Annotated in this window: 24 protein-coding genes and 3 pseudogenes; 20 read left to right on the top strand and 7 right to left on the bottom strand. The window is 39.0% G+C overall.

What is annotated here, in order from left to right; translation table 11 throughout:
• Positions 1-10: 10 nt before the first annotated feature.
• Positions 11-574 (bottom strand): FAD-dependent oxidoreductase, encoded by a 564-nt coding sequence (locus V1500_RS10905; RefSeq protein ID WP_409305567.1) that lies wholly within the window; start codon positions 572-574, stop codon positions 11-13.
• 206 nt (positions 575-780) lie between these two features.
• Between V1500_RS10905 and V1500_RS10910 the strand changes: the two genes are divergently transcribed.
• Together V1500_RS10910 and V1500_RS10915 are read left to right on the top strand one after the other, a co-directional pair.
• Entirely contained in the window at positions 781-1,470 is a 690-nt protein-coding gene (locus V1500_RS10910) for a uracil-DNA glycosylase family protein (RefSeq protein WP_409305568.1), read from the top strand.
• Between the two features lie 437 nt (positions 1,471-1,907).
• Positions 1,908-2,909, top strand: coding sequence for an LLM class flavin-dependent oxidoreductase (locus V1500_RS10915; protein WP_409305569.1), 1,002 nt, complete (start codon positions 1,908-1,910; stop codon positions 2,907-2,909).
• 366 nt (positions 2,910-3,275) lie between these two features.
• Here V1500_RS10915 and V1500_RS10920 read toward each other — a convergent pair whose 3' ends face one another.
• Positions 3,276-3,710, bottom strand: coding sequence for an Rrf2 family transcriptional regulator (locus V1500_RS10920; protein WP_409305570.1), 435 nt, complete (start codon positions 3,708-3,710; stop codon positions 3,276-3,278).
• A gap of 205 nt (positions 3,711-3,915) precedes the next feature.
• On the opposite strand from V1500_RS10920, the gene V1500_RS10925 reads away from it, so the two are divergent.
• Together V1500_RS10925 and V1500_RS10930 are read left to right on the top strand one after the other, a co-directional pair.
• Positions 3,916-4,785 carry an SDR family oxidoreductase gene (locus V1500_RS10925; protein WP_409305571.1) on the top strand — a complete coding sequence of 290 codons (870 nt, stop codon included), beginning with the start codon at positions 3,916-3,918 and terminating at the stop codon, positions 4,783-4,785.
• A gap of 372 nt (positions 4,786-5,157) precedes the next feature.
• Positions 5,158-6,084, top strand: a complete 927-nt coding sequence (locus V1500_RS10930; protein WP_409305572.1) for a ketopantoate reductase family protein — start codon at positions 5,158-5,160, stop codon at positions 6,082-6,084.
• A 297-nt stretch (positions 6,085-6,381) separates the two neighbouring features.
• Here V1500_RS10930 and V1500_RS10935 read toward each other — a convergent pair whose 3' ends face one another.
• On the bottom strand, positions 6,382-6,531 hold the full coding sequence (locus V1500_RS10935; protein ID WP_409305573.1) for a hypothetical protein: 150 nt from the start codon (positions 6,529-6,531) through the stop codon (positions 6,382-6,384).
• 495 nt (positions 6,532-7,026) lie between these two features.
• Between V1500_RS10935 and V1500_RS10940 the strand changes: the two genes are divergently transcribed.
• The 4 genes from V1500_RS10940 to V1500_RS10955 all read left to right on the top strand — a co-directional run bounded on the left by V1500_RS10940 (position 7,027) and on the right by V1500_RS10955 (position 9,755).
• Positions 7,027-7,218, top strand: a complete 192-nt coding sequence (locus tag V1500_RS10940) for an NUDIX hydrolase (protein WP_409305574.1) — start codon at positions 7,027-7,029, stop codon at positions 7,216-7,218.
• Between the two features lie 59 nt (positions 7,219-7,277).
• On the top strand, positions 7,278-7,487 hold the full coding sequence (locus V1500_RS10945) for a hypothetical protein (RefSeq protein WP_409305575.1): 210 nt from the start codon (positions 7,278-7,280) through the stop codon (positions 7,485-7,487).
• A 303-nt stretch (positions 7,488-7,790) separates the two neighbouring features.
• The gene (locus V1500_RS10950; protein ID WP_409305576.1) at positions 7,791-8,549 is read left to right on the top strand and encodes an SDR family oxidoreductase; all 759 of its coding nucleotides are present in this window, start codon (positions 7,791-7,793) and stop codon (positions 8,547-8,549) included.
• A gap of 831 nt (positions 8,550-9,380) precedes the next feature.
• Entirely contained in the window at positions 9,381-9,755 is a 375-nt protein-coding gene (locus V1500_RS10955) for a DUF4440 domain-containing protein (protein WP_409305577.1), read from the top strand.
• Between the two features lie 143 nt (positions 9,756-9,898).
• On the opposite strand, the gene V1500_RS10960 is transcribed toward V1500_RS10955, so the two are convergent.
• Positions 9,899-10,627, bottom strand: coding sequence for a hypothetical protein (locus tag V1500_RS10960; protein ID WP_409305578.1), 729 nt, complete (start codon positions 10,625-10,627; stop codon positions 9,899-9,901).
• A 1,039-nt stretch (positions 10,628-11,666) separates the two neighbouring features.
• Here V1500_RS10960 and V1500_RS10965 point away from each other — a divergent pair.
• Positions 11,667-12,224, top strand: coding sequence for a cysteine hydrolase family protein (locus V1500_RS10965; RefSeq protein WP_409305579.1), 558 nt, complete (start codon positions 11,667-11,669; stop codon positions 12,222-12,224).
• A 296-nt stretch (positions 12,225-12,520) separates the two neighbouring features.
• Here V1500_RS10965 and V1500_RS10970 read toward each other — a convergent pair whose 3' ends face one another.
• Positions 12,521-13,294: an SDR family NAD(P)-dependent oxidoreductase gene (locus tag V1500_RS10970; RefSeq protein ID WP_409305580.1), complete on the bottom strand. Its 774-nt coding sequence runs from the start codon at positions 13,292-13,294 to the stop codon at positions 12,521-12,523.
• Positions 13,295-14,131: 837 nt separating this feature from the next.
• On the opposite strand from V1500_RS10970, the pseudogene V1500_RS10975 reads away from it, so the two are divergent.
• From V1500_RS10975 to V1500_RS11025, 11 genes and pseudogenes are all read left to right on the top strand, one after another.
• A pseudogene (locus tag V1500_RS10975) lies at positions 14,132-14,520 on the top strand (DUF302 domain-containing protein).
• A 399-nt stretch (positions 14,521-14,919) separates the two neighbouring features.
• Entirely contained in the window at positions 14,920-15,126 is a 207-nt protein-coding gene (locus V1500_RS10980) for a hypothetical protein (protein WP_409305581.1), read from the top strand.
• A 24-nt stretch (positions 15,127-15,150) separates the two neighbouring features.
• On the top strand, positions 15,151-15,411 hold the full coding sequence (locus tag V1500_RS10985; protein ID WP_409305582.1) for a metal-sensitive transcriptional regulator: 261 nt from the start codon (positions 15,151-15,153) through the stop codon (positions 15,409-15,411).
• A gap of 128 nt (positions 15,412-15,539) precedes the next feature.
• Positions 15,540-15,767, top strand: coding sequence for a sulfurtransferase TusA family protein (locus V1500_RS10990; protein ID WP_409305583.1), 228 nt, complete (start codon positions 15,540-15,542; stop codon positions 15,765-15,767).
• Between the two features lie 48 nt (positions 15,768-15,815).
• The gene (locus V1500_RS10995) at positions 15,816-16,301 is read left to right on the top strand and encodes a DsrE/DsrF/DrsH-like family protein (protein WP_409305584.1); all 486 of its coding nucleotides are present in this window, start codon (positions 15,816-15,818) and stop codon (positions 16,299-16,301) included.
• 44 nt (positions 16,302-16,345) lie between these two features.
• Positions 16,346-16,705, top strand: coding sequence for a rhodanese-like domain-containing protein (locus tag V1500_RS11000; protein WP_409305585.1), 360 nt, complete (start codon positions 16,346-16,348; stop codon positions 16,703-16,705).
• 23 nt (positions 16,706-16,728) lie between these two features.
• Positions 16,729-17,025 carry a rhodanese-like domain-containing protein gene (locus tag V1500_RS11005; protein WP_409305586.1) on the top strand — a complete coding sequence of 99 codons (297 nt, stop codon included), beginning with the start codon at positions 16,729-16,731 and terminating at the stop codon, positions 17,023-17,025.
• 53 nt (positions 17,026-17,078) lie between these two features.
• Positions 17,079-17,654, top strand: coding sequence for a sulfurtransferase TusA family protein (locus tag V1500_RS11010; protein WP_409305587.1), 576 nt, complete (start codon positions 17,079-17,081; stop codon positions 17,652-17,654).
• Positions 17,655-17,829: 175 nt separating this feature from the next.
• Entirely contained in the window at positions 17,830-18,957 is a 1,128-nt protein-coding gene (locus V1500_RS11015) for an MBL fold metallo-hydrolase (RefSeq protein WP_409305588.1), read from the top strand.
• Positions 18,958-19,002: 45 nt separating this feature from the next.
• Positions 19,003-19,230, top strand: coding sequence for a sulfurtransferase TusA family protein (locus V1500_RS11020; protein ID WP_409305589.1), 228 nt, complete (start codon positions 19,003-19,005; stop codon positions 19,228-19,230).
• Between the two features lie 52 nt (positions 19,231-19,282).
• A complete protein-coding gene (locus V1500_RS11025) occupies positions 19,283-20,053 on the top strand; it encodes a sulfite exporter TauE/SafE family protein (RefSeq protein WP_409305590.1) in 771 nt (256 codons plus the stop codon).
• Positions 20,054-20,149: 96 nt separating this feature from the next.
• On the opposite strand, the pseudogene V1500_RS11030 reads toward V1500_RS11025, so the two are convergent.
• Together V1500_RS11030 and V1500_RS11035 are read right to left on the bottom strand one after the other, a co-directional pair.
• Positions 20,150-20,439: pseudogene (locus V1500_RS11030) on the bottom strand (transposase); the annotation flags it as partial.
• A 45-nt stretch (positions 20,440-20,484) separates the two neighbouring features.
• Positions 20,485-20,631: pseudogene (locus V1500_RS11035) on the bottom strand (SMI1/KNR4 family protein); the annotation flags it as partial.
• Positions 20,632-21,415 lie beyond the last annotated feature (784 nt).

The following is a 21,415-nucleotide window of genomic DNA, read 5'->3' on the forward strand; positions in this document are numbered from 1 at the left end:
GACGAATGCTTTACGACCTAAGAAGGTCATGATCAACATACCGTTGTCCATTTAATTCGCTTATCACATTGATGGCTACTTTCGCTCCGTCGCCAGCAGTAATGATTGTATGTACACTTACCCCAGCGGCCGTTCCAGCTGCCCAAATACCTGGTACACTAGTTTTACCTTGTGCATCAACATCAAATACAGTCTTTATCCGAGGTTCAGTTCCATCTTTCGTTTTAAGATCTAGTTTTTCTGAAAGATTGGTAGATACTCCTGTTGCTAAAATGATTTGCTGAGCCTCAAATGATCCGTTTTCCGTTTCGATTGTGAAGTGATTTTCTTCATTTGTAATCTCAGTAACCATATTTGTAATCCACTCAGCACCAAATTTAGTTGCCTGTTTCCTGCCGATTTCCAGCAAATCAGGCCCCGATATTCCTTCAACCCCATAGTGATTATCCACCCAAGCTCGTTTAGTCATGCTTTTGTCACTGTCTACAACCAAGGTCTTCTTTCCAGCCTTTGCGGCAAAGAGTGCAGCACTTGAACCAGCAGGGCCAGCACCAATAATTGCTATATCGTACATGCTTATATCCCCTTTCTTGCCTTTATCAGGAATTTAGAAACTATTTCCAGTCCTCTGTTTGATATAGTAAATGAAAAAAATTTCTAATTCAATTGAAATGCACTTTCTATAATCGTTCATAGGAGATTGAATAAATAGAAATGCTTTGGAAGGATATCGGCTATGTGTGTAATGATCAATGATACTTTGATAAGGCAGGTGTCTATATGCATGCCATAATTGACCTTCATATGAATTTTTACAATTCCTTAGCGCGAGAAAATAGCTGGATAGTAGAAGAGCTGAAATTAGAGGGGGTCAGCCTTTTAACAGGCTTTGTGAAGAAAGTGAATCTAGTACATAAATTTTATTCAGCATATTATAAAGAGGAAAGGGAACGAATCGTATTGTGCGGTATCAATCCTGGCAGATTGGGTGCAGGAAAAACTGGTGTTCCATTCATAGATTTCGCTTCTTTATCATATTTATTACCTGGAATCGATACTGCTGATTCAGAGTTGAGTGCTACATTTATATTTTCCATTATTAATAAGTTGGGGTATGGGGTATTTTTTAATAAGGTATACCTTACTAATATATCTTGGTTCGGGTTTTCAAAAGAAGGGCGTAATTATAATTACTATAGGTTGCCAAACCATCTGCAAACACAATTTACAAATGGATTTATTAAAGAAATGGAAATAGTTAAACCAAAAACTATTATTCCATTGAGCAAACAGGTAGAAAAGACAATTAACCGCATGCAGGTACAGAATTTGATCAATCCACAGATTCTTATTGCACAAGCATTGGCACATCCTTATTATTATTCAAATTTTAGAACAAGATACAATAGAGGAATTAAAACATACATAGAAGCTATTGAGAAATACACAGGGTGTCCGACACTGTATTAATATTACGCATGCGGGTCTTGGGCAAATGGGAATGAATGGACTGTATATGGCATTCGCCATGGACAGCAAGAAACATATACACGACCATAGACATTGCTGCCTATTCTTTTGCAAACCTTATGTCTTTTTAACGGGTAAAAAGCTGCTTACTTTTTATCTCTGTCCTCATAATCCTCGATATGAAGGTGTTTATTAAATCATACCGTTAAAGCCGGACGGCTGGCGTTTATTAATATGTTATGTGCTATTACGGACAAAAGGGGAAAAGATACAGCACGTTTAAAAATTTCATATAGCTGGCCGGACAACTTTTTTAGTTACAGCAAAAAGCCAAAGGAAGCCAGACAACGATAAACTGCTTTATTAAGCGTATCAATTTGCTTCTCTCCCTGTAATTGATACTATTATGATATATGATTGTAGAAAGGAACAAAAAAATGACAAATATTAATATACCGGTTTCTGTCTTAAATCTTGCGCCTATTCGTCAAGGGCAGGAACCTAAAGATGCCATTGCTTCAATGGTTGATTTAGCCCAAGCTACGGAGGAAATGGGATTTAAGCGGTACTGGATAGCAGAACACCATAATACGCCGACACTTGTAAGCTCGGCTACATCTATTTTAATTAAGCATACATTGGAACATACGAAAACCATACGGGTTGGATCTGGTGGTGTTATGCTGCCCAATCATTCTCCATTAGTAGTGGCAGAACAATTCGGAACTATGGCTACCATTTATCCAAACCGATTGGACTTAGGGTTGGGCAGGGCACCTGGTACCGATATGATGACAGCAAGTGCGTTAAGACGGTCACAGAATGATTCAGTTTATACATTTCCTGATGATGTCAACTCCTTGCTTACATACTTTGGGCCAACAGATAAACAAGGTTATGTCAAAGCTTATCCGGGTGTTGGGACAAATATTCCTATTTATATCCTGGGATCATCCACAGATTCAGCCTATTTGGCGGCCAAATTAGGACTCCCTTATGTATTTGCGTCACATTTTGCGCCTAGGTATATGGAGGAAGCTATTTCAATTTATCGCTCAAGATTCCAGCCATCTCAATATCTGGATTCTCCTTATATGATGGTTTGTGTAAATGTCATAGCAGCTGAAACTGATGAGGAAGCGATAACAGAATCCACAACGATGCAGCAATTTTTCCTAAATGTTGTCCGGGGTTCACAATCACCCTTACAGCCTCCAGTGGAAAGCATGGATCACCTATGGAGCCAGCAGGAGAAAGCTATGGCTTCCTCAATGTCCAGTGTGACTCTTATGGGCAGTAAAGATACAGTAAAAGCACAACTAACAAATTTTCAGGAGAAATACAATGTAGATGAACTCATGGCTGTTTCCTACATCTTCGATCCTGATAAGCAAAAGCGGTCTTATAGAATCTTAAAGGAAATTGTTGATGGAGACTAAAAAGGTTATTCAATAACGCAAGATGGTCAGCGGTATAAATATTTCGTATTCCGATAGGTATAAGATTAAAAGCGAATACTGATAAAACCTGCAAAATCAAGTTGAACTTTAGGTGGTAAAGACATAGTATTGAAAATTCAGGGAATAACTGAAATCTAAGAGAATTAATTGCAACAAAATTACAACCGACCTTATTTAATGATAAGGTCGGTTTTTTTAATATAAGCATAGGTAAGTTTACTGTTTTAATGAAGCTTTATCGCAAAAATATGAAAAGGACTTTTGGACCCAAGCCTTAAGATGTGGGACAGATTATTATCCAAATATAAAAAGACATTCTATATACAAGAATGCCTGTAAAATTATTTAGGTTACATTTTCTTTTTCCACGATATCTTTCACAATATCTTCTATTGTAACATTTCCAAGCACCTTTTCCATTGCTGATTGGGCAGTCGACAGTACCGGTATAATTGTATCCTGAATGTTTCTGCCTACTGGACATTTTGGATTTGGATTTTCGTGAACGCTAAACAATTCATTGTCCTGTACTACATTTACTGCTTTATATACGTCGAGCAATGTAATTTCTGATAATTTCCTGGCAAGCTTCGTCCCGGCAATGCCTGGGCGTACTTCTACCAGCCCAGCCTTTTTTAACATTCCTATAATTCTTCGGATAAGGACAGGATTTGTATTTACACTTTCTGCTAAAAATTCAGAAGAACTGGCTTTGTCTTTATTGAACTCGATAAGAGTTAATATATGAATTCCTACAGCAAATCGGCTGCTTATGGACATTAATGATCACCTTCCTTGCGTGCTTACCTAAATCTTCCCAACTGTAATTAAAATAGTTACAAACCTTATTATACTCCAAAGTTTGGCTATACTATATCATAGAAATTTATACATTGACAAAATTAGTTGTAACTAATATTATTACAAGTAATCAATATAGTTACAAGTTGATGGCCGTCAAAAATTTTTATCGGGGGAATAGCATATGAAAATACTAGTTACGGGAGCGACAGGAAAATTAGGTGCAAAAATTGTAGAAACTTTATTGAATACTTTACCGGCAAATCAAATTGCTGTAAGTGTGCGTAAGCCGGAAAAAGCAGAAGGATTACGGGCACGCGGTGTAGAAATCCGCCAGGGGAATTTTGACGATCCGGAATCGCTGAATACCGCGTTCGCAGGTATCGATCGCTTATTAATCATTTCTGCAGATGGCGATAACGACACAAGAATAAGGCAGCATAACAATGCGGTGGCTGCGGCTGAACGTGCTGGAGTTAAATTTATTGCATATACAAGTATAGCGAACGCAAAGAAAAGTAAAAACTTTCTTGCTCCGGTTCATAAGGCGACAGAAGAAGCCATATTGAAAACAGGCATACCTTACTCTTTCTTACGTAATAACTGGTACTTGGAAAATGAAATCCCAAGTATTCAAGGTGTCCTGGCAGGAGCTCCATGGATAACGTCAGCAGGTAATGGCAAAGTTGGCTGGGCACTTCAGCAAGATTATGCGGAGGCAGCGGCAGCGGTGCTGGCTGGCAATGGACATGATAACACAATCTACGAGCTTTCCGGTAAGTTATTAAGTCAGGAAGCACTTGTTTCTGCGCTCAGCACTGTATTGAATAAAGAAGTACCCGTACAGCAGGTAGATGATGCTGTTTACGCCGAAATTATGAAAGGTGCCGGCTTACCAGATTTCCTTATTCCAATGCTGGTGGATATCCAGAAAGACATTCGGGAAGGGACACTTGAGATTGAGAGCAATGACTTTGAAAAACTTCTGGGGCGCCCAGTTACACCTATTAACGCGGCATTGACTCAAATTATAAACGGACTCCCTCAAAATTAATAAAATGATCAGATAAAGCCGTCCTTTATAAAGGACGGCTTTTTATTGAAGACACTGCAGCTCACACTCTAAGTGTTTCCCAGCGAAACTGGCATCTTTAAAGACGAAGCTAAATATGGAGCAGCATGATGTAAATTTTAATTAAGTATTATATAAAGAAAATTCATATCCAATACAAAATCTGTTTAATTTAGCCGGGAAAAAGGATAACCAAATTTTTATCGTTTGGATTATAATGGTAAGAGATTTCGTATTCTTACAGTCACTGACAAAATGTTTAACTTTGAATCAGCTATAAGAAGCCATAATAGCAAGGAAACATGATGAACAAGCAGCAAATTAAAATATCAAGAAAAGAGAGAAGGAATTACGATGAGGATTTTAGTCGTTGGAGCAGGCGCAATAGGCGGTTATTTCGGTGGTCGATTAGTAGAGAAAAATAAAAATGTAACTTTCCTTGTTAGGGAAAACAGGGAGAAACAGTTAAAGAACGATGGATTATCTATTAAAAGTGTGCATGGTGAGTTTAAAACTGAAGTAAAAACCTTAAAGTCAGGAGAATTTGCACAACCCTTTGACGTTATTATATTAAGCGTTAAATCTTATCATCTGCAAACAACGCTTTCAGATATAAAACGATATGTACACCGTGATACTATGATATTGCCATTGCTAAATGGAATTGAGCACATACAAACATTGAAGGAGGAGTTTTCTGAAAATCAAATATTGGGAGGACTGTGCTTTATAGAAACTACGTTAGATGAAAATGGAAGTATTATACAAAGCAGTCCTATTCATGAAATGGTCTTTGGGGAATTGTATAAAGAAGATTCTGAAAGAATTACACATCTTGAAGATCTTTTGTCCGGAACCAACGCGACGATAAGAAAAAGTAATAACATCATTCAGGAAATGTGGAACAAGTATATGTTCATCTCAGTGTTTTCAGGTGTAACTACAATGTTCCGCTCTTCCATAGGCCCCATTCGTGAGGAGCAGTCCGGTGACGCTTTCATAAAGGATTTAGTTGACGAAATTGGTACAATAATGCGTGCCGCGGGAGCCCCAATCCAGATAGGAGTAGAAGAAGAGCAAATCAAAAAGATCCAGTCCATGGGATATAAGATGAAATCATCCATGTTACGGGATATGGAAAAAGGGCTCTCGACTGAAGCAGAACACATCCACGGGTATCTTCTAACATTAGCAAATAAGCACGAAATCCTTGCACCGAAACTATTATCCATTTATACGAACCTACAAATATATGAAAGAAATAATCTACTATCTTTGTAATGCAAATAAATTATTTACCATCGTAACTTGGATGTCATTCTATTTACATACTCTAATTTTGATGCTACAACTTTGGACGCATAAGAATGGAGCTGCAGAGATCGATTTGCTTTTTGGAAGTGAAATTGAGAATTACTTCTAGATGTAAATGAATAAGAGGGAAAATATAGTGAGAACTTCTCTGCTCTGAACTTTAAAACTAGCAGGCATGACCAATGATATGATAAGTATGATAGACTTACATTTACAGCTGCTGTATTCACTATCTATGTATTACTTGTAACGTTCTCATATTATTTAATAATTTATTCCCCTCTTATCCATTTCTTGTTCCAGCATCTTTATAAATGCGTAAAAAACTGCATCATTTTTATTGGCTAACTGTAAAGATTTTCGATAGGCTTCCATAAGGTCTTTATCTATTAAACAATCGAATCTACTACTCATTATGAACCTCCTATTAAAAAAGTCATTCCGAGTATATTGACTGACAGCGGGGCAGAATACTTACAGTTTGAATTCCCTGTGACACCCCAGATAAACTGGGCAAAATGTCATAAATTATCGAATGTATAACTTCTCTGTCGCAAAAAAAATGTCACTGTATAGTGACAAATTTAGGGGAAAACTTATAAAATTATTAATCTTTACCCCATATAACTTATTCATAAACGCATTTAAAACACAAAATGGTTGATTTGTGCTTTAATTATAGCATTTGGCCTGCGCAGCGTTAAATTGGTGGAGATTCTTGATATTTATTTGAAAAATTCCTAAAATAATAAGTGACTGAATATTTCGTGTTTTTAGCCTCGAACAGTCACCCACATTCTTTAAAAGTGTAAATCAAAAAAGTGGGAAAGGATCGAATTTATTTAGAAAACGCAATCTATCTGAATTGGAGCGGTCACAACCTAAAGCTAATTTGGATGTTTAAGTTAGTTGCATGATTATAAAAATGCGACTAGTGTTCATGGTGATTGTTTCAACAAAGGGAATATTCTCCTGGTTGATCCAAAAAGGCGGGGATATAACATTCCGGGAGGACATGTAGAAATAGGGGAAATTCCTGAGCAAGCACTTCATAGAGAAGCATATGAAGAGGGAATGAAAAATGGAAAATACGTTATTTAGGTGCCGCTGAAGTCAGCCATGAAGATAAACCCGTTATTATACCAGATGGAAAGTATCCAATGAGAGGAATTCAATTGTTCTTCAGAATGGACATTGGTGTGTGCGATCCGTTCGCCCGTGAAAATGAATCCACGAGCCAAATATGGGTAGAGCCCGAAGAAACTTCATACGTAATGGAAGACCACGAGCTTTCTTTACTCATCCTAAAAGAGGCGATGGATTTATATTCTTCACTGCAGTATACGGAACTCTTAAAACTGAGATTATAATTCTTTTTAGCGTAAGGTAATTTTAAATTAATATTTAATGTATCAATACTCATTGAAAAGTCGGGATTAATATTTTGGATTTCTTAAACCGCCGTTTTTTCTTATGTCTTTGAAAAAGAGTTTTTTAAAAAAAGTCATTTCCTTCTACTAACGATTTCAGCAGTCGCTAGATTAGGTGAATCGCCTGCCATAACAGCTTTCAGAATATGACAAATTGATAATCCTGAGTTCATTGATGTACGGCATGCCATTTGCATGTTTTACATATCGCACAAATCAAAAATCAGTTTGGAGGAAAAAGAAATGAGACTTGAAAATAAGGTAGCCGTTGTAACTGGTGCCGCTTCAGGGATGGGAAAATCAATTGCTGTTTTATATGGAAAAGAAGGAGCAAAGGTAGTAGTCTCCGACATCAATGAGGAAGGAGCCAATCAAACCGTCGATGAAATCAAGGCTAATGGCGGTGACGCAATCGCGATAATGGCTAATGTAGCTAAAGAGGAAGATATTCAGAATCTTATTGATACTGCAGTTAATACGTACGGCACCTTGGACATTTTAGTTAATAACGCTGGTATCATGGATAATTTCGAACCGGCTGGCGATATAGAAGATGATAAATGGGAAAGGGTCTTTGCGATCAATACCACAAGCGTCATGCGTGCAACAAGAAAAGCAATTCCTATCTTCCTTGAGAAAGAAAAAGGGGTGATTATTAATGTTGCTTCGGCTGGAGGTTTGCAAGGAGCACGTGCAGGCGCAGCATATACAGCTTCCAAACATGCGGTAGTCGGCTTTACAAAAAATACAGGATTTATGTACGCCCAAAAGGGCATACGATGCAATGCAATCGCACCAGGAGGGGTTGAGACGAACATTAGCAGTTCCATGACAGGGGTCAATCAATTTGGCATAGGACGCATCCAGCCTGGTCTGGGATTTAACCCTCGAATAGGAAAACCAGAGGAAATAGCAAACGTCGCTCTATTCCTTGCAAGTGACGAGTCTAGTTTCGTCAATGGAGCTGTCATTACAGCTGATGCAGGGTGGACATCATATTAATAAAAGTCATTACATTTAACAAAGAGCCGTTAAGAGTATTCTTAGCGGCTTTTTTGATAGCTTAAAATAGATTAACTAGTCTTCCTTTTCTTGTTCTTGGACTAGGAATTGTATCCAAGATTTTTCTTCCTGTTTTCCACTCCTAATTAGTATCCGGGAAATTTAATTACCGTGATAGTCAATAAGTCAGGAAAAAGTGAAAAAGGAGAATTGCATAAAAGTATCTTATATATTGAAAAGAATAATATCGAAGTTGCCCTAAAGTAAAACACAAAGATGATAGGGAACATGAAAGTAAGCAACAAAATATCGAGAAATGATCGAGCAAAGATTAAGATTGCTTAACATGCCAAATGGATTTATTTTCATTTATCTCATAAATGGCTGAAGTGCTATACATGGAAAAAACACCTTATAGTAGCGACCACAAGTATAAATAGTGGATTTTCCAGAGTAATACAGCTGAAATCGCTTTCCTATTAAAGGTGACTTTTCTGCAGTTCCCTTTTTTATTTTGCAAAAGGAATTTTGCTTATCTAGGCAAACCTGTAGGAGGAGAATTGTGTAATTCGGATGAAACTGTAGAAAGTAAATGGATTAAAGGCCAATAGTGCTTGACCTCATTTCAGCACCAGCTATCCGTATCCGCTATCAAACTTATTTATACAATGATGGACAATTATATTAATGGAATATATTACAAAGCCTGAGTTTGGAGTAAAATGAAACAGAACTAAATAGAAACAATCGGACAACCTGAAAATAAACCAATCAAATATACAAATGAACCAATCAATTAAAAAATTTAATAGAAACTGAGGGATGAAAGTGTTGAAAGAAGATTTAAAGAAACATCTATATGAGTTAGAGGAAGACCATACAAATTTACAAACTCGCAAAAGTCGTGACGCACTGGATAGAATACTTGCCGATGACTTTTTTGAAATAGGCAGTTCAGGCTATATGTTTGATAAAAAAGAATGCCTTGAAAGTGGAGTCATATTGACTGAAATGTCACTTCATAATTATGAAATATATCCTTTGGCTCCTGATGTTGTTTTATCTACTTATTTTATTGCTGATAAAACCAGGAATCGGAATACACTTCGCAGTTCAATTTGGAAACACATAGACGGGAGATGGCAACTATATTTCCACCAAGGAACGATTACAAATCAACAACTAAACGAAATTTTAAAAACGTAAATTGTTGTACAAGCTGACTGATAAGAAAAAAATAAAATATCAAAAATGCTGGTGAGCGTATATGCGTTTACATACATGCATGAAATATGTAGATAAATAAGAAAGTAGATCTTCGATTAAACTCTGTATTTCATAATCAAAGTTCAATCCAGGCCATTATTCAACGCCTGAAGAATCCTTTTCACTCTCGTCAGCTCAAGCGTGGCATAAGTATTCAAGCAATATGATCTAATCTTGGAAAATGACGAAGGTTCTACAGTGGTATTGTGTAAATACTTTTCACATCTGTCCCATGCATCTTTTTCTTCTTGAAGAAGGAACTGCTTATACGTTTCGGCATCTTGAATGGTAATCCTTAATGGGTTAAATCCAGAAATGAATTGTTTCATTCTTTTTAAAATTGGTTTTTCCTGATCCTGCAAAACATGACCAAGCTCGTGCAAAATAAGGATTGTTATAAAATGAGAGAGATTTAATACATTTTTAAAATACATACTCCAGCGTGTGAATATCTGTGAAGGGTTTAAATAAATAGCCTTTTTTGAGTAGTTGTAACAAGCTCCCTTGCAAAAAGAAAAGTAACCTATTTCAAAATGCACACGATGCTCCAATCTTTTTAATCTTGAGACACAGAGCTCAGTAAGTGAGAAAATCAGATCGTAACGATCGATGAGCTGAACGATTGAACCGATGGCCAAATCAGCGTGACCTCGCAGATCTTTATCTAACTCTGTTTCTGATATCCTTAAAATTCCGGATGGGTGAACAATATGGAGGACATCCTCACTACCGATAAAACTCAAACTGTACTGCCCCAAACCAAGAAGGTGTAATCTTTCATTTACTTTTGTAATGATTAAGTCATTAGTCATTATTATGGAACCCTCATCCTGTGACATGTTATAAAAGACCAATAAAGTGAAAATATAATCAACTATTAATACCTGGTCATATAAATTATGCCATAAGGAGCCCTCATTTGGAAACAGAAAACCAACGATAGGTTAGTTGTGCAAGGATTTTTACTATATGTAAACGAATTTAGAGTGGATAGGTTATAAATGAGGTCCTGTTAATGAAAAAATCCCTTCATTTATTAGGGCAGACCAGTATTTCATCAAAGTATTAGTACAGATATAGCAATAGCAATTGAGGACTTAAATGGTAGATATATAATAAAAGCCAATATAGAAGGTAAACACGAAGCAAGAAGCGCTTTTTATGGATATTTTAGATGGCCAACAAGGGATTATTAAAATTTTTTTTTAAATGATTGGTATTATAGCTGTTATTGATATTTTTAGATTTAAAAAGAATAATCGCTGACAAAGGCACAGTGTTATTCAATTAAAAAGAATTTTGTTTCACCATCAAATATCTTGGATTCGAGGCATATTTAACGCACGGTTTTGGTATTTACCGAAACGAATGACGTTAGTGGATTGACAACGAGTGCAGGTGTAGCCGTCTTTATGTTCTGTTCTGATACATCTTTGAATACAGTCTCTGTTTATGATGCACTCCCTAATGAGTTTGTAAAGAACTCCATCGCTGCTGGTCTCTTCGGCTAAGATTTCTGATTTGGTTAATTATGTCCGCTAACACCATTAAAACTCACTCGCTCTCGGTAATTTTAGTTCATTCATTATAGAACAAATGTTCGAGAAAATCGAATAACAACATTATTCTTTAACAAAGCCTTTTGGTTTTGTGTAACAGCACCTTAACGGCAGCTGCTGATAAATATGCGTGGCTATACATTATATTTTTTGCCAAACTAAGGTCACTCATTGGCAAAACAGGGTGGGTTTATGGTAAAATAAGGAAGTGACGTAGAACCTTTGGATCCTGCCATCCTGCGATGACCTATAGCTTCACCGGTAATATCTAGCTATAAAAGGAGGAGATTTATTGAAACAAGCTCTGTTAGTTATCGATGCACAGCAGGCATTAATCGAAGGGAACGAACAGGAACCAGGTGTATTAGAGAAAGAAAGGCTAGTGGATACTATAAATGCTGTAGTAGACAAGGCATTACAAAATAACGTCGATATTGTGTTTATAAGAGATAGGGATGTATCCAATGGAGACGGTCCCGGATTTCAGATACACAAAAATATTACAGTGCCTTCTGATGCTGCCATTTTTGACAAAGCTGCCACGAATTCCTTTTATGGGACAAAATTAAATGTTTATTTAAAAGAGAAAGGGATAGAACATCTTGTCATTATGGGCTGTAAAACAGAATTCTGTATCGATTCCGCAGTCAGAACGGCAACCATGAATAATTTTGATGTAACCTTGGTTGGAGACGGACATTCTACTTCAGACTCCAAAATCTTACCCGCAAGGCAAATTATTATGCATCATAATTCAATTTTACACGGCCACGATAATGTTGACAATTTTTCACTTGTTCGAAATTCGAATGAAGAATTATTTCAACCCACACATAATAACTATCGTTAACTTTTATATCCCAAAGCAGAAAATAAAATATTCGATTTGCCTACACTGCCACTCAATATATGAAAAGCTGTATTGTTTGGATGTAAACTGCATTAATATGTCACTGACCACGTCTATATGCATAGGTATGTATAGAATGGAGTGGCTGAAAATGGATATAAAAACAGAAACGCAAAAGAGTGGGAATGACGATACCAATAACGGGTCTGCCTGTTGTGGAATGGGCCCGTCACAGAGGAAAAAAACTACCACGGTGGTGGTAGTTCAGGCCTGAACTATCTATTACATTATGATCCTTATTGCGGGAACATTGCCCCATCCACCGTATAAGCCGAAGATGAAACATAGGAGGCCTCGTCTGATAACAGGAAATTCACGACATTTGCCACTTCTTCCGCTTCGCCGTACCTGCCAAACGGAATCGCTGATGCATACTGTTTCTGGGCATCTTCTGACGATCCTGGGGCCGCTCCCTCCTCTATGCTTCTCATCATACGTGTGTTAATCGGTCCAGGACACACTGCATTCACACGGATTCCCTGGCCAGCGACTTCCAAAGCGACCGTCTTCGTCAATCCGAGCACCCCATGTTTGGAAGCGACATACGGACTCAGTCCCGGAGAGCCGATCAAGCCGGCCACGGATGCCGTGTTCACGATGCTTCCTTTTCCCTGTTTTTTCATCACAGGCAGCACATGCTTCATGCCCAGGTATACCCCTTTCAGGTTCACACCGATGACCTTGTCGAACTGCTCTTCCTCCTGATCCTCCAGATTTCCGAACGCACCTTCAATGCCTGCATTATTGAAAAACCCATCAATTTGCCCGAACTTCTTCATAGTATCCTCTACGTAAGCCTTCACTTCCGATTCGTTCCTTACATCCGCTCGGAGACATAGCACATTTTCTTCTGGAAGTCTAAGTTCTGAAACTAGATTGTTCACAGAATCGAGGTTCACATCGACCAGGGTTAGTTTTGCACCCTGGTTTGCCAATTTTTTAGCTACTGCTCTCCCTATACCGCCAGCTGCTCCAGTAATCAGTACTACTTGTCCATCAAAATTTGTCATTTAATCACACCCCTTTCTGCTCCTATTATATTTTGTTCTTTATAACGAATACAAATAAAAAGGCTTTAATGATATGAATTATTTATATGAACCAATTTCAATACGGGAAGTCGCATGGAGTGAGGCTGGGCCTCGTGATTATTAGATATAAAATTGGCGGTACATGTCTTGAATTCAGGCCCTTCTCGTTGGATTAAAATGAGGGAGAAGATGCTGAAAAGATACCTTTTAGTCAGCCGCCGGGGTGCTTGGGATCGGAATGACAGCCTTCCAAATGTCGTAAAGAATTTACTATATACTTGGACCGTGTGTATTATCGGGACGGAAAGCTCTGGGCCGTTGCAAAAAACGAACGTTTTATACCGCTGGATCAGCGTAATCTCTTCTTTTCCCTGTAGTCCCAAAATTACAATTTCGTGACCTTATTTGGGGCAGAATAAGGTTCCAAGCAACGAATCCTCTCGGTGTCCCTTTCCGCACCGAACCTTGGAATTCATTTTACGGAAGCTCCGTCATGAAAGGAAAGTGCTGGTGGGGCAGTGGCAAGATAAAGATGAAGATGCTGGTTACACGAGGAGTTGTTACGGCAACCTTTTTTCTTTTTCCACTAAAGGGGCAGGGTGGTTAATGAAGAAAAACAGTTCAGAAATTCATAAGTCGTGGGAGTTTCTTTTTAATCTCAGATTTTTCGTTTTGCTGTCTGCGAACACTCAGTAAACATTACATAGTTTATTTAAAACATAAGTATAAATACTGTTTGAAATGTTTTTGTGAACTAGCAACCAGGTATATACCCCATCGAGTATAGAGGAATCTGAAAGACAAAATTATGAGAGGATGATAATTGTGGATTTTCATTATACAATAAGTACTGGCAAAACGGTTTCAGACGCAATTGGAGCGCTGGAAAGCAGCCTGCAGGAAGAAAAGTTCGCTGTGCTATGGAAGTTCGATATAAAGGGCAAACTGGAGGAAAAAGGCTTCCAACCGGAGCATTTGTAGTGCTGGACTGTGCAATCCAAAAGAGGCGCAGCGTGTGCTTAAGGAAAACAAACTCGTTGGCTATTTTTTGCCATGCAAAATTGTAGTCTACAAGGATGCCCAAGAGACGAAGATTGGCCTGCCTAAGCCTTGCACTCATCAGTATGCTGGATGAGCCTGCACTGCAAGAAATCGCAGTGGATATTGAACGGCGATTGCTCTTGTGCATAGACAAGAGTATATAAACACGAGTGTTTAGCAAAAAGTAAGACTACCTTACATATTAAAAATCACACAAGCACTGGATGATCAAAGAGAGATGGAGATGGTCCCAATCGTTGTGCAGTAAGATAGTAATTGTGGGGCGTCTAGTTCCGTAAGAAAGGACTTTTAGAGTCCTTTTTTCAGCTTGGGTGTAATACGAGAATCTGGTTGTTGACATTATACCCCGACGGGTATATAGTTGGTACATAACATCTTGTCCTTAATTATATATGATTAGGGAGTTGAGATCGCATGTACTATCCGCTTGTATTGATTCTCATTGTTTTATTGGTTTTGGTATATAGAAGGTATGTCCCAGTTCCAGGAGTTCCATCGAGAGTTCCGGAATATCCAGACTCCGGCCAAAAGGTAGCGTTCTTGTGGATGTAAGGGATTATCCTGTTTCTGCTAAAAATCCTGTAGAAGGGGCCATGCCCTTGCCTGTAGCCTACCTAAAACGGGAAATTGGGGTTGTCACCAGCAAGAATGTCCATCTGATTGTTTCTGATAGACTGGAAAGAAACCTTGGAATCAGGATGATGCAGGACAATGGTTTTAAGGTGACGGGATATACGTGTGTTAAATAAAGTGCTTAAAGGGAGGATTATCAGATGTATTATGATGATCAAATCAAGAATAGAGTCAAACGTATTGAGGGGCAACTGAGAGGGATTCTAAAAATGATGGAAGAAAACAAGGACTGCAAGGATGTAGTCACTCAACTTTCGGCTGCGAGAACGGCTATCGATCGCACTTTAGGACTTGTTGTCAGCTCCAATTTGGTTGAATGTGTACGTGAAGCTACTGAAAAAGGACAAGATGCGGATGAATTTGTAAAAGAAGCGGTCAATTTACTCGTGAAGAGCAGGTAAACAATTTAGGGATTGACATCCCGGATTGTATTCTATAACATACCCTTAGGGGTATTATTGAAGCGTTATTTTTTTCAGTAATCTAATACCCATACGGGTATGTCTATATTAAAAGGAGGAAAAACAGAATGAATACAACGAAAATCTTAGACGCAAAAGGGCTGGCTTGTCCTATGCCGATCGTGAAAACAAAAAAAGCGATAAATGAACTGGAATCAGGTCAGGTATTAGAAGTTCATGCAACCGATAAAGGGGCGAGAGCGGATATGACCGCCTGGGCCAAATCCACAGGCCATGAGCTTGTAAGACACGAAGAAGAAAATGATGTCCTGAAGTTCTGGATCAAGAAAGGATAATTTTTTTGCTTTTAAATATACCCCACAGGGTACTAATGTTGAGGAGGAATGAGAATTTCTGACAAAAAGAAAACGACCATTGTGTTGTTCAGCGGGGATTACGATAAAGCGATGGCTGCCTACATCATTGCGAATGGTGCTGCAGCCTATGACCATGAGGTAACTATTTTTCATACATTCTGGGGATTGAATGCGTTACGCAAGGACGAACCTATTACATTAAAAAAAGGCTTCCTGGAAAAAATGTTTGCGAAAATGATGCCGCGTGGAGCGGACAAGATGGGACTATCCAAGATGAATTTCGCTGGCATGGGACCACAGATGATCAAACACATTATTAAAAAACATAACGCCATGACCTTGCCGCAGCTGATCGAGATGGCTCAGGAACAAGAAGTCAAGCTGGTCGCCTGCACCATGACCATGGACTTATTGGGCCTTCAAGAAAAGGAATTGCTGGATAACATTGAATATGCCGGTGTTGCTGCATACCTAGCGGATGCTGAAGAGGGAAATGTGAACTTGTTTATCTAAAAAATGAAGGGCCTCACAAGGTCCTTGGCTATAGGAGGCTTGGGATGGAGTACCTGAATTATGTATTGATCGGACTCGCCATTTTCTTTTTATTACCGCGTTTGCTTCCTGTTAGAGGAGTAAAACAAATCACGGTAACCGAATTGAAAAGTAAGCTTTCCGAGCGGAACAAACAATTCATCGACGTACGTACACCTGGGGAATATAAAACGAATCATATCAAGGGGTTCAAAAACATTCCCCTACATGTACTGTCCGGGAACACGAACATGTTGTCAAAAGAGAAGGAAGTCATATTGATTTGCCAAAGCGGCATGAGAAGCAATAAAGCAAGCAAGTTATTGACACAAAAGGGCTTCCATCGAGTCAGTAATGTAAAGGGCGGCATGAACGCCTGGAGATGATAAGGAGAAAGGATGAAAGAATAATGGAAACCATTACAGTGAAAGAAGTTCAAGAATTGGTAGAGCAAGGTAATCCCCTCAACATCATAGATGTGCGAGAGGTTAAAGAAGTAGCTGAAGGAAAGATTCCGGGTGCGGTTAATATTCCATTAGGTTTGCTTGAATTTAAGATCAACGAGCTGGACAAGTCCAAGGAATATATTATGGTCTGCCGTTCGGGCGGAAGAAGTGGAAAAGCATCTCAATTCTTAGAAAATCATGGTTTTACGGTGATAAACATGACAGGCGGAATGCTCGCATGGGAAGGAGAAACCGTATAAAAATTTTGTTATTTGTAATACCCATAGCGGTATAAATTGAAGGAGGAATTCTCATGGATAATATTAAATCAGATGTCACATTGGATGCAAAAGGACTTGCTTGTCCCATGCCAATCGTGAAAACCAAAAAGGCAATGACTCAATTAGAGGGAGGCCAAGTTTTGGAGGTGCAAGCTACTGATAGAGGTTCCAAGGCGGACATAAAAGCATGGGCTGAGAGTACAGGGCATCAATATTTGGGTACGATTGAAGAGGGAGAAGTCCTGAAGCACTACCTGAGAAAAACATCGGATCAAGAAGCAGCGGAAAAGAAGCATCCTCACGTTATCAACAATGATGACCTTCAAGCAAAATTATCATCCAATGGGAATATCGTGGTTCTGGATGTAAGGGAAGAGGCAGAATATGCGTTTAACCATATACCCAATTCAATCTCTATTCCGCTAGGTGAATTAGACAGCCGTCTAAACGAACTCAACAAAGAGGATGAAATATTTGTTATATGCCGCACAGGCAGCCGCAGTGACTTTGCGTCACAAAAGTTAACAGCCAATGGATTTACTAAAGTGGTCAATGTCATGCCCGGCATGAGTGAGTGGTCAGGGGATACTGTTAGCCTGAACCTGTAAAAGCTATCAATCTATTCATAGAGTATTGGGTCGTTCTTTGATTCAATCCCCTTATTTCCAATATTATGTACTTCATCATAGACACCTTGGTATAGTCATGTTTCATGAATTTAACAAGACTGACGTTTAATCAGATAATTTTTTTCCTAATAAATATACCTTAGGGGGTATTAACATGCCAGTAAACATTATGACGGCTAAAGACATTACACAGCGAGTGTTTAATAAACAGGAACTGTTCATTTTGGATGTACGAAATCAGAATGCGTTTCAAGATTGGAAGATCGAAGGTCAACAGTTTGAACATCTAAACATTCCATATTTTGACCTTCTGGACGGGGTAGAAGAAGTCCTAGATCAGATTCCTAGCAATAAAGAAGTATTGGTGGTCTGTGCGAAAGAAGGGTCATCCATCATGGTGGCTGAAATGCTCTCAGATGCAGGGCGTGAAGTTTTCTATCTGCAGGGTGGAATGAAAGCGTGGAGTGAATATTTAGAACCTGCCCAAGTTGGAGAACTAAAAGATGGCGGTGCGATTTACCAATTTGTCCGCATAGGGAAAGGCTGTCTGTCGTACATGGTCGTTTCTAATGGAGAGGCAGCAATCATTGATTCCACCCGTATGACGGAAGTATACACAACATTCGCCGACAGCCTCGGGGCAAGAATTACAAATGTATTTGATACACACCTGCATGCTGACCACATTTCTGGCGGCAGAATGATTGCGGAGAAGACAAATGCCACGTACTGGCTTCCGCCTAAAGATGCCAAAGAGGTAACATTCGAATACCGGCCGTTAGAGGATGGCAACAGTGTAACCATTGGGAATACAAAGATTCACATTGATGCCCTATACTCACCAGGTCATACGATCGGTTCCACTTCCTTTGTAGTAGATGAAAAATACCTGCTTTCCGGAGATATCCTGTTCATCGATTCCATAGGAAGACCGGATTTGGCAGGTCTCGCTGAAGACTGGGTGGGGGACCTAAGAGAAACGCTATATACGCGTTACAGAGAACTTTCAGAAGAACTGATTGTGCTCCCGGCTCATTTCATGATCTTGGAGGAATTGAACGATGACGGCAGTGTAGCGAAGAAATTAGGAACACTTTTCGCGGAAAATCATGGTTTGAACATTGCTGATGAAGAAGAGTTCAGAAATATGGTAACGGGCAATCTGCCACCTCAGCCGAACGCATATCAAGAAATCCGTGAAACCAATATGGGAAAGATCACACCGGATGGAGAGCAGCAACGCGAGATGGAAATCGGACCTAACCGCTGTGCGGTGAGATAATAAAAGGTTACAGGGACACATTACACATTTTAGGAGAGAAGAAAAATGAATGCAGATAAAGTGTTGGATGCAAAGTGCCTGGCTTGCCCGATGCCAATTGTCGAGACGAAAAAGGCCATGAACGAGCTGCAATCGGGCCAAGTATTAGAGATTCATGCAACGGATAAAGGAGCCAAGGCAGATTTGGCTGCCTGGTCAGCATCCGGCGGACATGAGTTCTTAGATACTCTGGACGAGGGTGGCATTCTGAATTTCTGGTTTAAGAAGGGCTAATAAAAAGGGGGAGATCCAAAGTGATCTCCTTTTTTAGGAAAGGAGTGCAGAAATGAATACAACCTTTATGATTACCTTTCTTCTACTTGGGTTTATAGGCTCCTTTTTTTCAGGGTTATTAGGAATTGGCGGTGCTATCGTAAACTATCCGATCATTCTTTACATTCCACCCCTGTTAGGGTTCGATGGGTTTACGGCACACGAGGTGTCTGGAATAGTGGCCGTCCAGGTGTTTTTTTCGACCTTAGGCGGTGTATGGGCTTATCGTAAAGGATTTATCAACAAGCCATTATTCCTTGTCATGGGAACTAGCATATTGGTTGGTAGCCTAGTAGGAGGGTATTTTTCTTATATTCTGTCAGAAACCATTGTGAATGTCATTTATGGGGTTTTAGCACTTACCGCAGCTATTATTATGTTCATGCCTAAAAAGGAAGCGAATGAAGAGGTAGTAGAAGGGTTTAATAAAAGACTGGCAGCTGTACTGGCATTGGTCGTAGGGCTTGCATCCGGGATAGTGGGGGCCGGTGGATCTTTCATTTTGATCCCCATCATGCTCATTGTTTTAAAGATACCTATACGAATCACTATTGCTACTTCCATGGCCATCACCTTTGTATCTTCGATTGGGGTAGTCATTGGCAAAGTAACCACAGGTCAGGTTCCTTATTTGCCCGCTATTCTAGTCGTGATTGTCAGTTTAATTGCTGCCCCGTTAGGTGTCAGGGTTAGCAGGCAACTAAACCGTAAAGTCCTTCAATGGTCTTTAGCTGTTTTAATTTTAATTACTTCTATAAAGTTATGGTCAGACATCCTTTTTTAGGGTTAAAAATACAGAAAGGTATTTGGAGATCTATTTTCGAAAGTGTCTTTATCGATATTAAGAGAATATCCAACTTCGGAGAAGATTCTAGAGACTGATTCCAGCGTAGGCAACTAATTTTTCAGGGTGATTACACGTCAATTTCACCGATTTCGGAAATGGCAGCGATTTTTTCACCAATTCCAGGGATTGATTGGATAATCTTATATTCTTCTATTTCATTTGCCAGGGAGACCACCATTTGGCTCTCTAAATCAGAAAGGTGTCCTTGGTAGTGAAATAGGATGTCTATATACATATTAATATTGATAAGATGACCTTGATACATCACTTTTTGAAAAGGATCGAGAAGCTGAATGTATCAATTTCCTTGCTTTCTCTCTTGCCCGCTGAATATATGGATATGTAAGCTGGCCGCCATTTTGTTCTTTCATTAACTGCTTAAAAGTTTCCGGAAATGTAATACCGAACTTAGCTTCTGCCTTTTGAATGATTTCATCATTGAGTGGATATAGATGACGCCAAGTATTTTGTTTATCCCAAAAGTTTTTGCCTTTATAATATTCCTTCATCTGCATATCCTCCTATGGTTTCTTTTTATTTTATTCCGTGCTTTTATCAACAACATTGTTTCTTAACAGAGCTTAAACTAAAAGAGTTAAATAAAAAAGCGTAGCAAAGTGGATACACGTGTTTGCTTCGCTTTGTTGGTTGTTATACTTGTTTTAATGTGTATGTTTGTTTATCGCTCGCAAGCGATTAAACTAGGGCAAAACGACACATTGGAAACTTCGAAGATCGGTTACGGCATGAATTACAGGGATTATTCATGTGAGCATTAAAGTACCTACGGCCTTGCCCTTATTTCATTCGAGAACGGTAAATTCGAAAAGATGCTCCAGTGATGTTTCCAGTAAAAAGCGGAAAAAAAGGCTCTTACTGCCTAAACTTCTGGTTTCGACAGGCATTATATAAAAGCCATAACATGGGCAGAGAGATTCAATCGCTCTGTCATTTTTTTTGCGGAAAATGTGTAGTGCTTATCGTTACATGAAGGGAATCTTTGTGGTCGGCATGTGCCTGGCCAAGGGGCTAAGAGCTCTTGTTCATGGCTTGATTCCATCAACCGTTTCAGGAAAAAAAGTTTTGAAATTTTGTCCGAAGAGATGAAATCTTTGTTTGAAAGGCGTTCCTTTCAGCCCGAATCCTTAATACGGCTGTCTGAGGCCAAATGGACATTTTTCTGCCATCGCTTATACTAAACACACTGGCATAGTGGCATAATCACATACCAGAGTTGTGAAACTTGATGGGAATCAAAAATGCACTATGCACACACATTTGAGAAGGAAGGTAAGAATT

The organism is Peribacillus sedimenti, assembly GCF_046237635.1.
Taxonomy (GTDB): Bacteria; Bacillota; Bacilli; order Bacillales; family DSM-1321; genus Peribacillus; species Peribacillus sedimenti.

Excerpts from the sequence above, each read along its gene's own strand:
- V1500_RS10905 (WP_409305567.1), bottom strand. The coding sequence starts at position 574 with ATGTACGATATAGCAATTATTGGTGCTGGCCCTGCTGGTTCAAGTGCT.
- V1500_RS10910 (WP_409305568.1), top strand. The coding sequence starts at position 781 with ATGCATGCCATAATTGACCTTCATATGAATTTTTACAATTCCTTAGCG.
- V1500_RS10915 (WP_409305569.1), top strand. The coding sequence starts at position 1,908 with ATGACAAATATTAATATACCGGTTTCTGTCTTAAATCTTGCGCCTATT.
- V1500_RS10920 (WP_409305570.1), bottom strand. The coding sequence starts at position 3,710 with ATGTCCATAAGCAGCCGATTTGCTGTAGGAATTCATATATTAACTCTT.
- V1500_RS10925 (WP_409305571.1), top strand. The coding sequence starts at position 3,916 with ATGAAAATACTAGTTACGGGAGCGACAGGAAAATTAGGTGCAAAAATT.
- V1500_RS10930 (WP_409305572.1), top strand. The coding sequence starts at position 5,158 with ATGAGGATTTTAGTCGTTGGAGCAGGCGCAATAGGCGGTTATTTCGGT.
- V1500_RS10935 (WP_409305573.1), bottom strand. The coding sequence starts at position 6,531 with ATGAGTAGTAGATTCGATTGTTTAATAGATAAAGACCTTATGGAAGCC.
- V1500_RS10945 (WP_409305575.1), top strand. The coding sequence starts at position 7,278 with ATGAGAGGAATTCAATTGTTCTTCAGAATGGACATTGGTGTGTGCGAT.
- V1500_RS10950 (WP_409305576.1), top strand. The coding sequence starts at position 7,791 with ATGAGACTTGAAAATAAGGTAGCCGTTGTAACTGGTGCCGCTTCAGGG.
- V1500_RS10960 (WP_409305578.1), bottom strand. The coding sequence starts at position 10,627 with ATGACTAATGACTTAATCATTACAAAAGTAAATGAAAGATTACACCTT.
- V1500_RS10970 (WP_409305580.1), bottom strand. The coding sequence starts at position 13,294 with ATGACAAATTTTGATGGACAAGTAGTACTGATTACTGGAGCAGCTGGC.
- V1500_RS10985 (WP_409305582.1), top strand. The coding sequence starts at position 15,151 with ATGTATTATGATGATCAAATCAAGAATAGAGTCAAACGTATTGAGGGG.
- V1500_RS10990 (WP_409305583.1), top strand. The coding sequence starts at position 15,540 with ATGAATACAACGAAAATCTTAGACGCAAAAGGGCTGGCTTGTCCTATG.
- V1500_RS10995 (WP_409305584.1), top strand. The coding sequence starts at position 15,816 with ATGAGAATTTCTGACAAAAAGAAAACGACCATTGTGTTGTTCAGCGGG.
- V1500_RS11000 (WP_409305585.1), top strand. The coding sequence starts at position 16,346 with ATGGAGTACCTGAATTATGTATTGATCGGACTCGCCATTTTCTTTTTA.
- V1500_RS11005 (WP_409305586.1), top strand. The coding sequence starts at position 16,729 with ATGGAAACCATTACAGTGAAAGAAGTTCAAGAATTGGTAGAGCAAGGT.
- V1500_RS11010 (WP_409305587.1), top strand. The coding sequence starts at position 17,079 with ATGGATAATATTAAATCAGATGTCACATTGGATGCAAAAGGACTTGCT.
- V1500_RS11015 (WP_409305588.1), top strand. The coding sequence starts at position 17,830 with ATGCCAGTAAACATTATGACGGCTAAAGACATTACACAGCGAGTGTTT.
- V1500_RS11020 (WP_409305589.1), top strand. The coding sequence starts at position 19,003 with ATGAATGCAGATAAAGTGTTGGATGCAAAGTGCCTGGCTTGCCCGATG.
- V1500_RS11025 (WP_409305590.1), top strand. The coding sequence starts at position 19,283 with ATGAATACAACCTTTATGATTACCTTTCTTCTACTTGGGTTTATAGGC.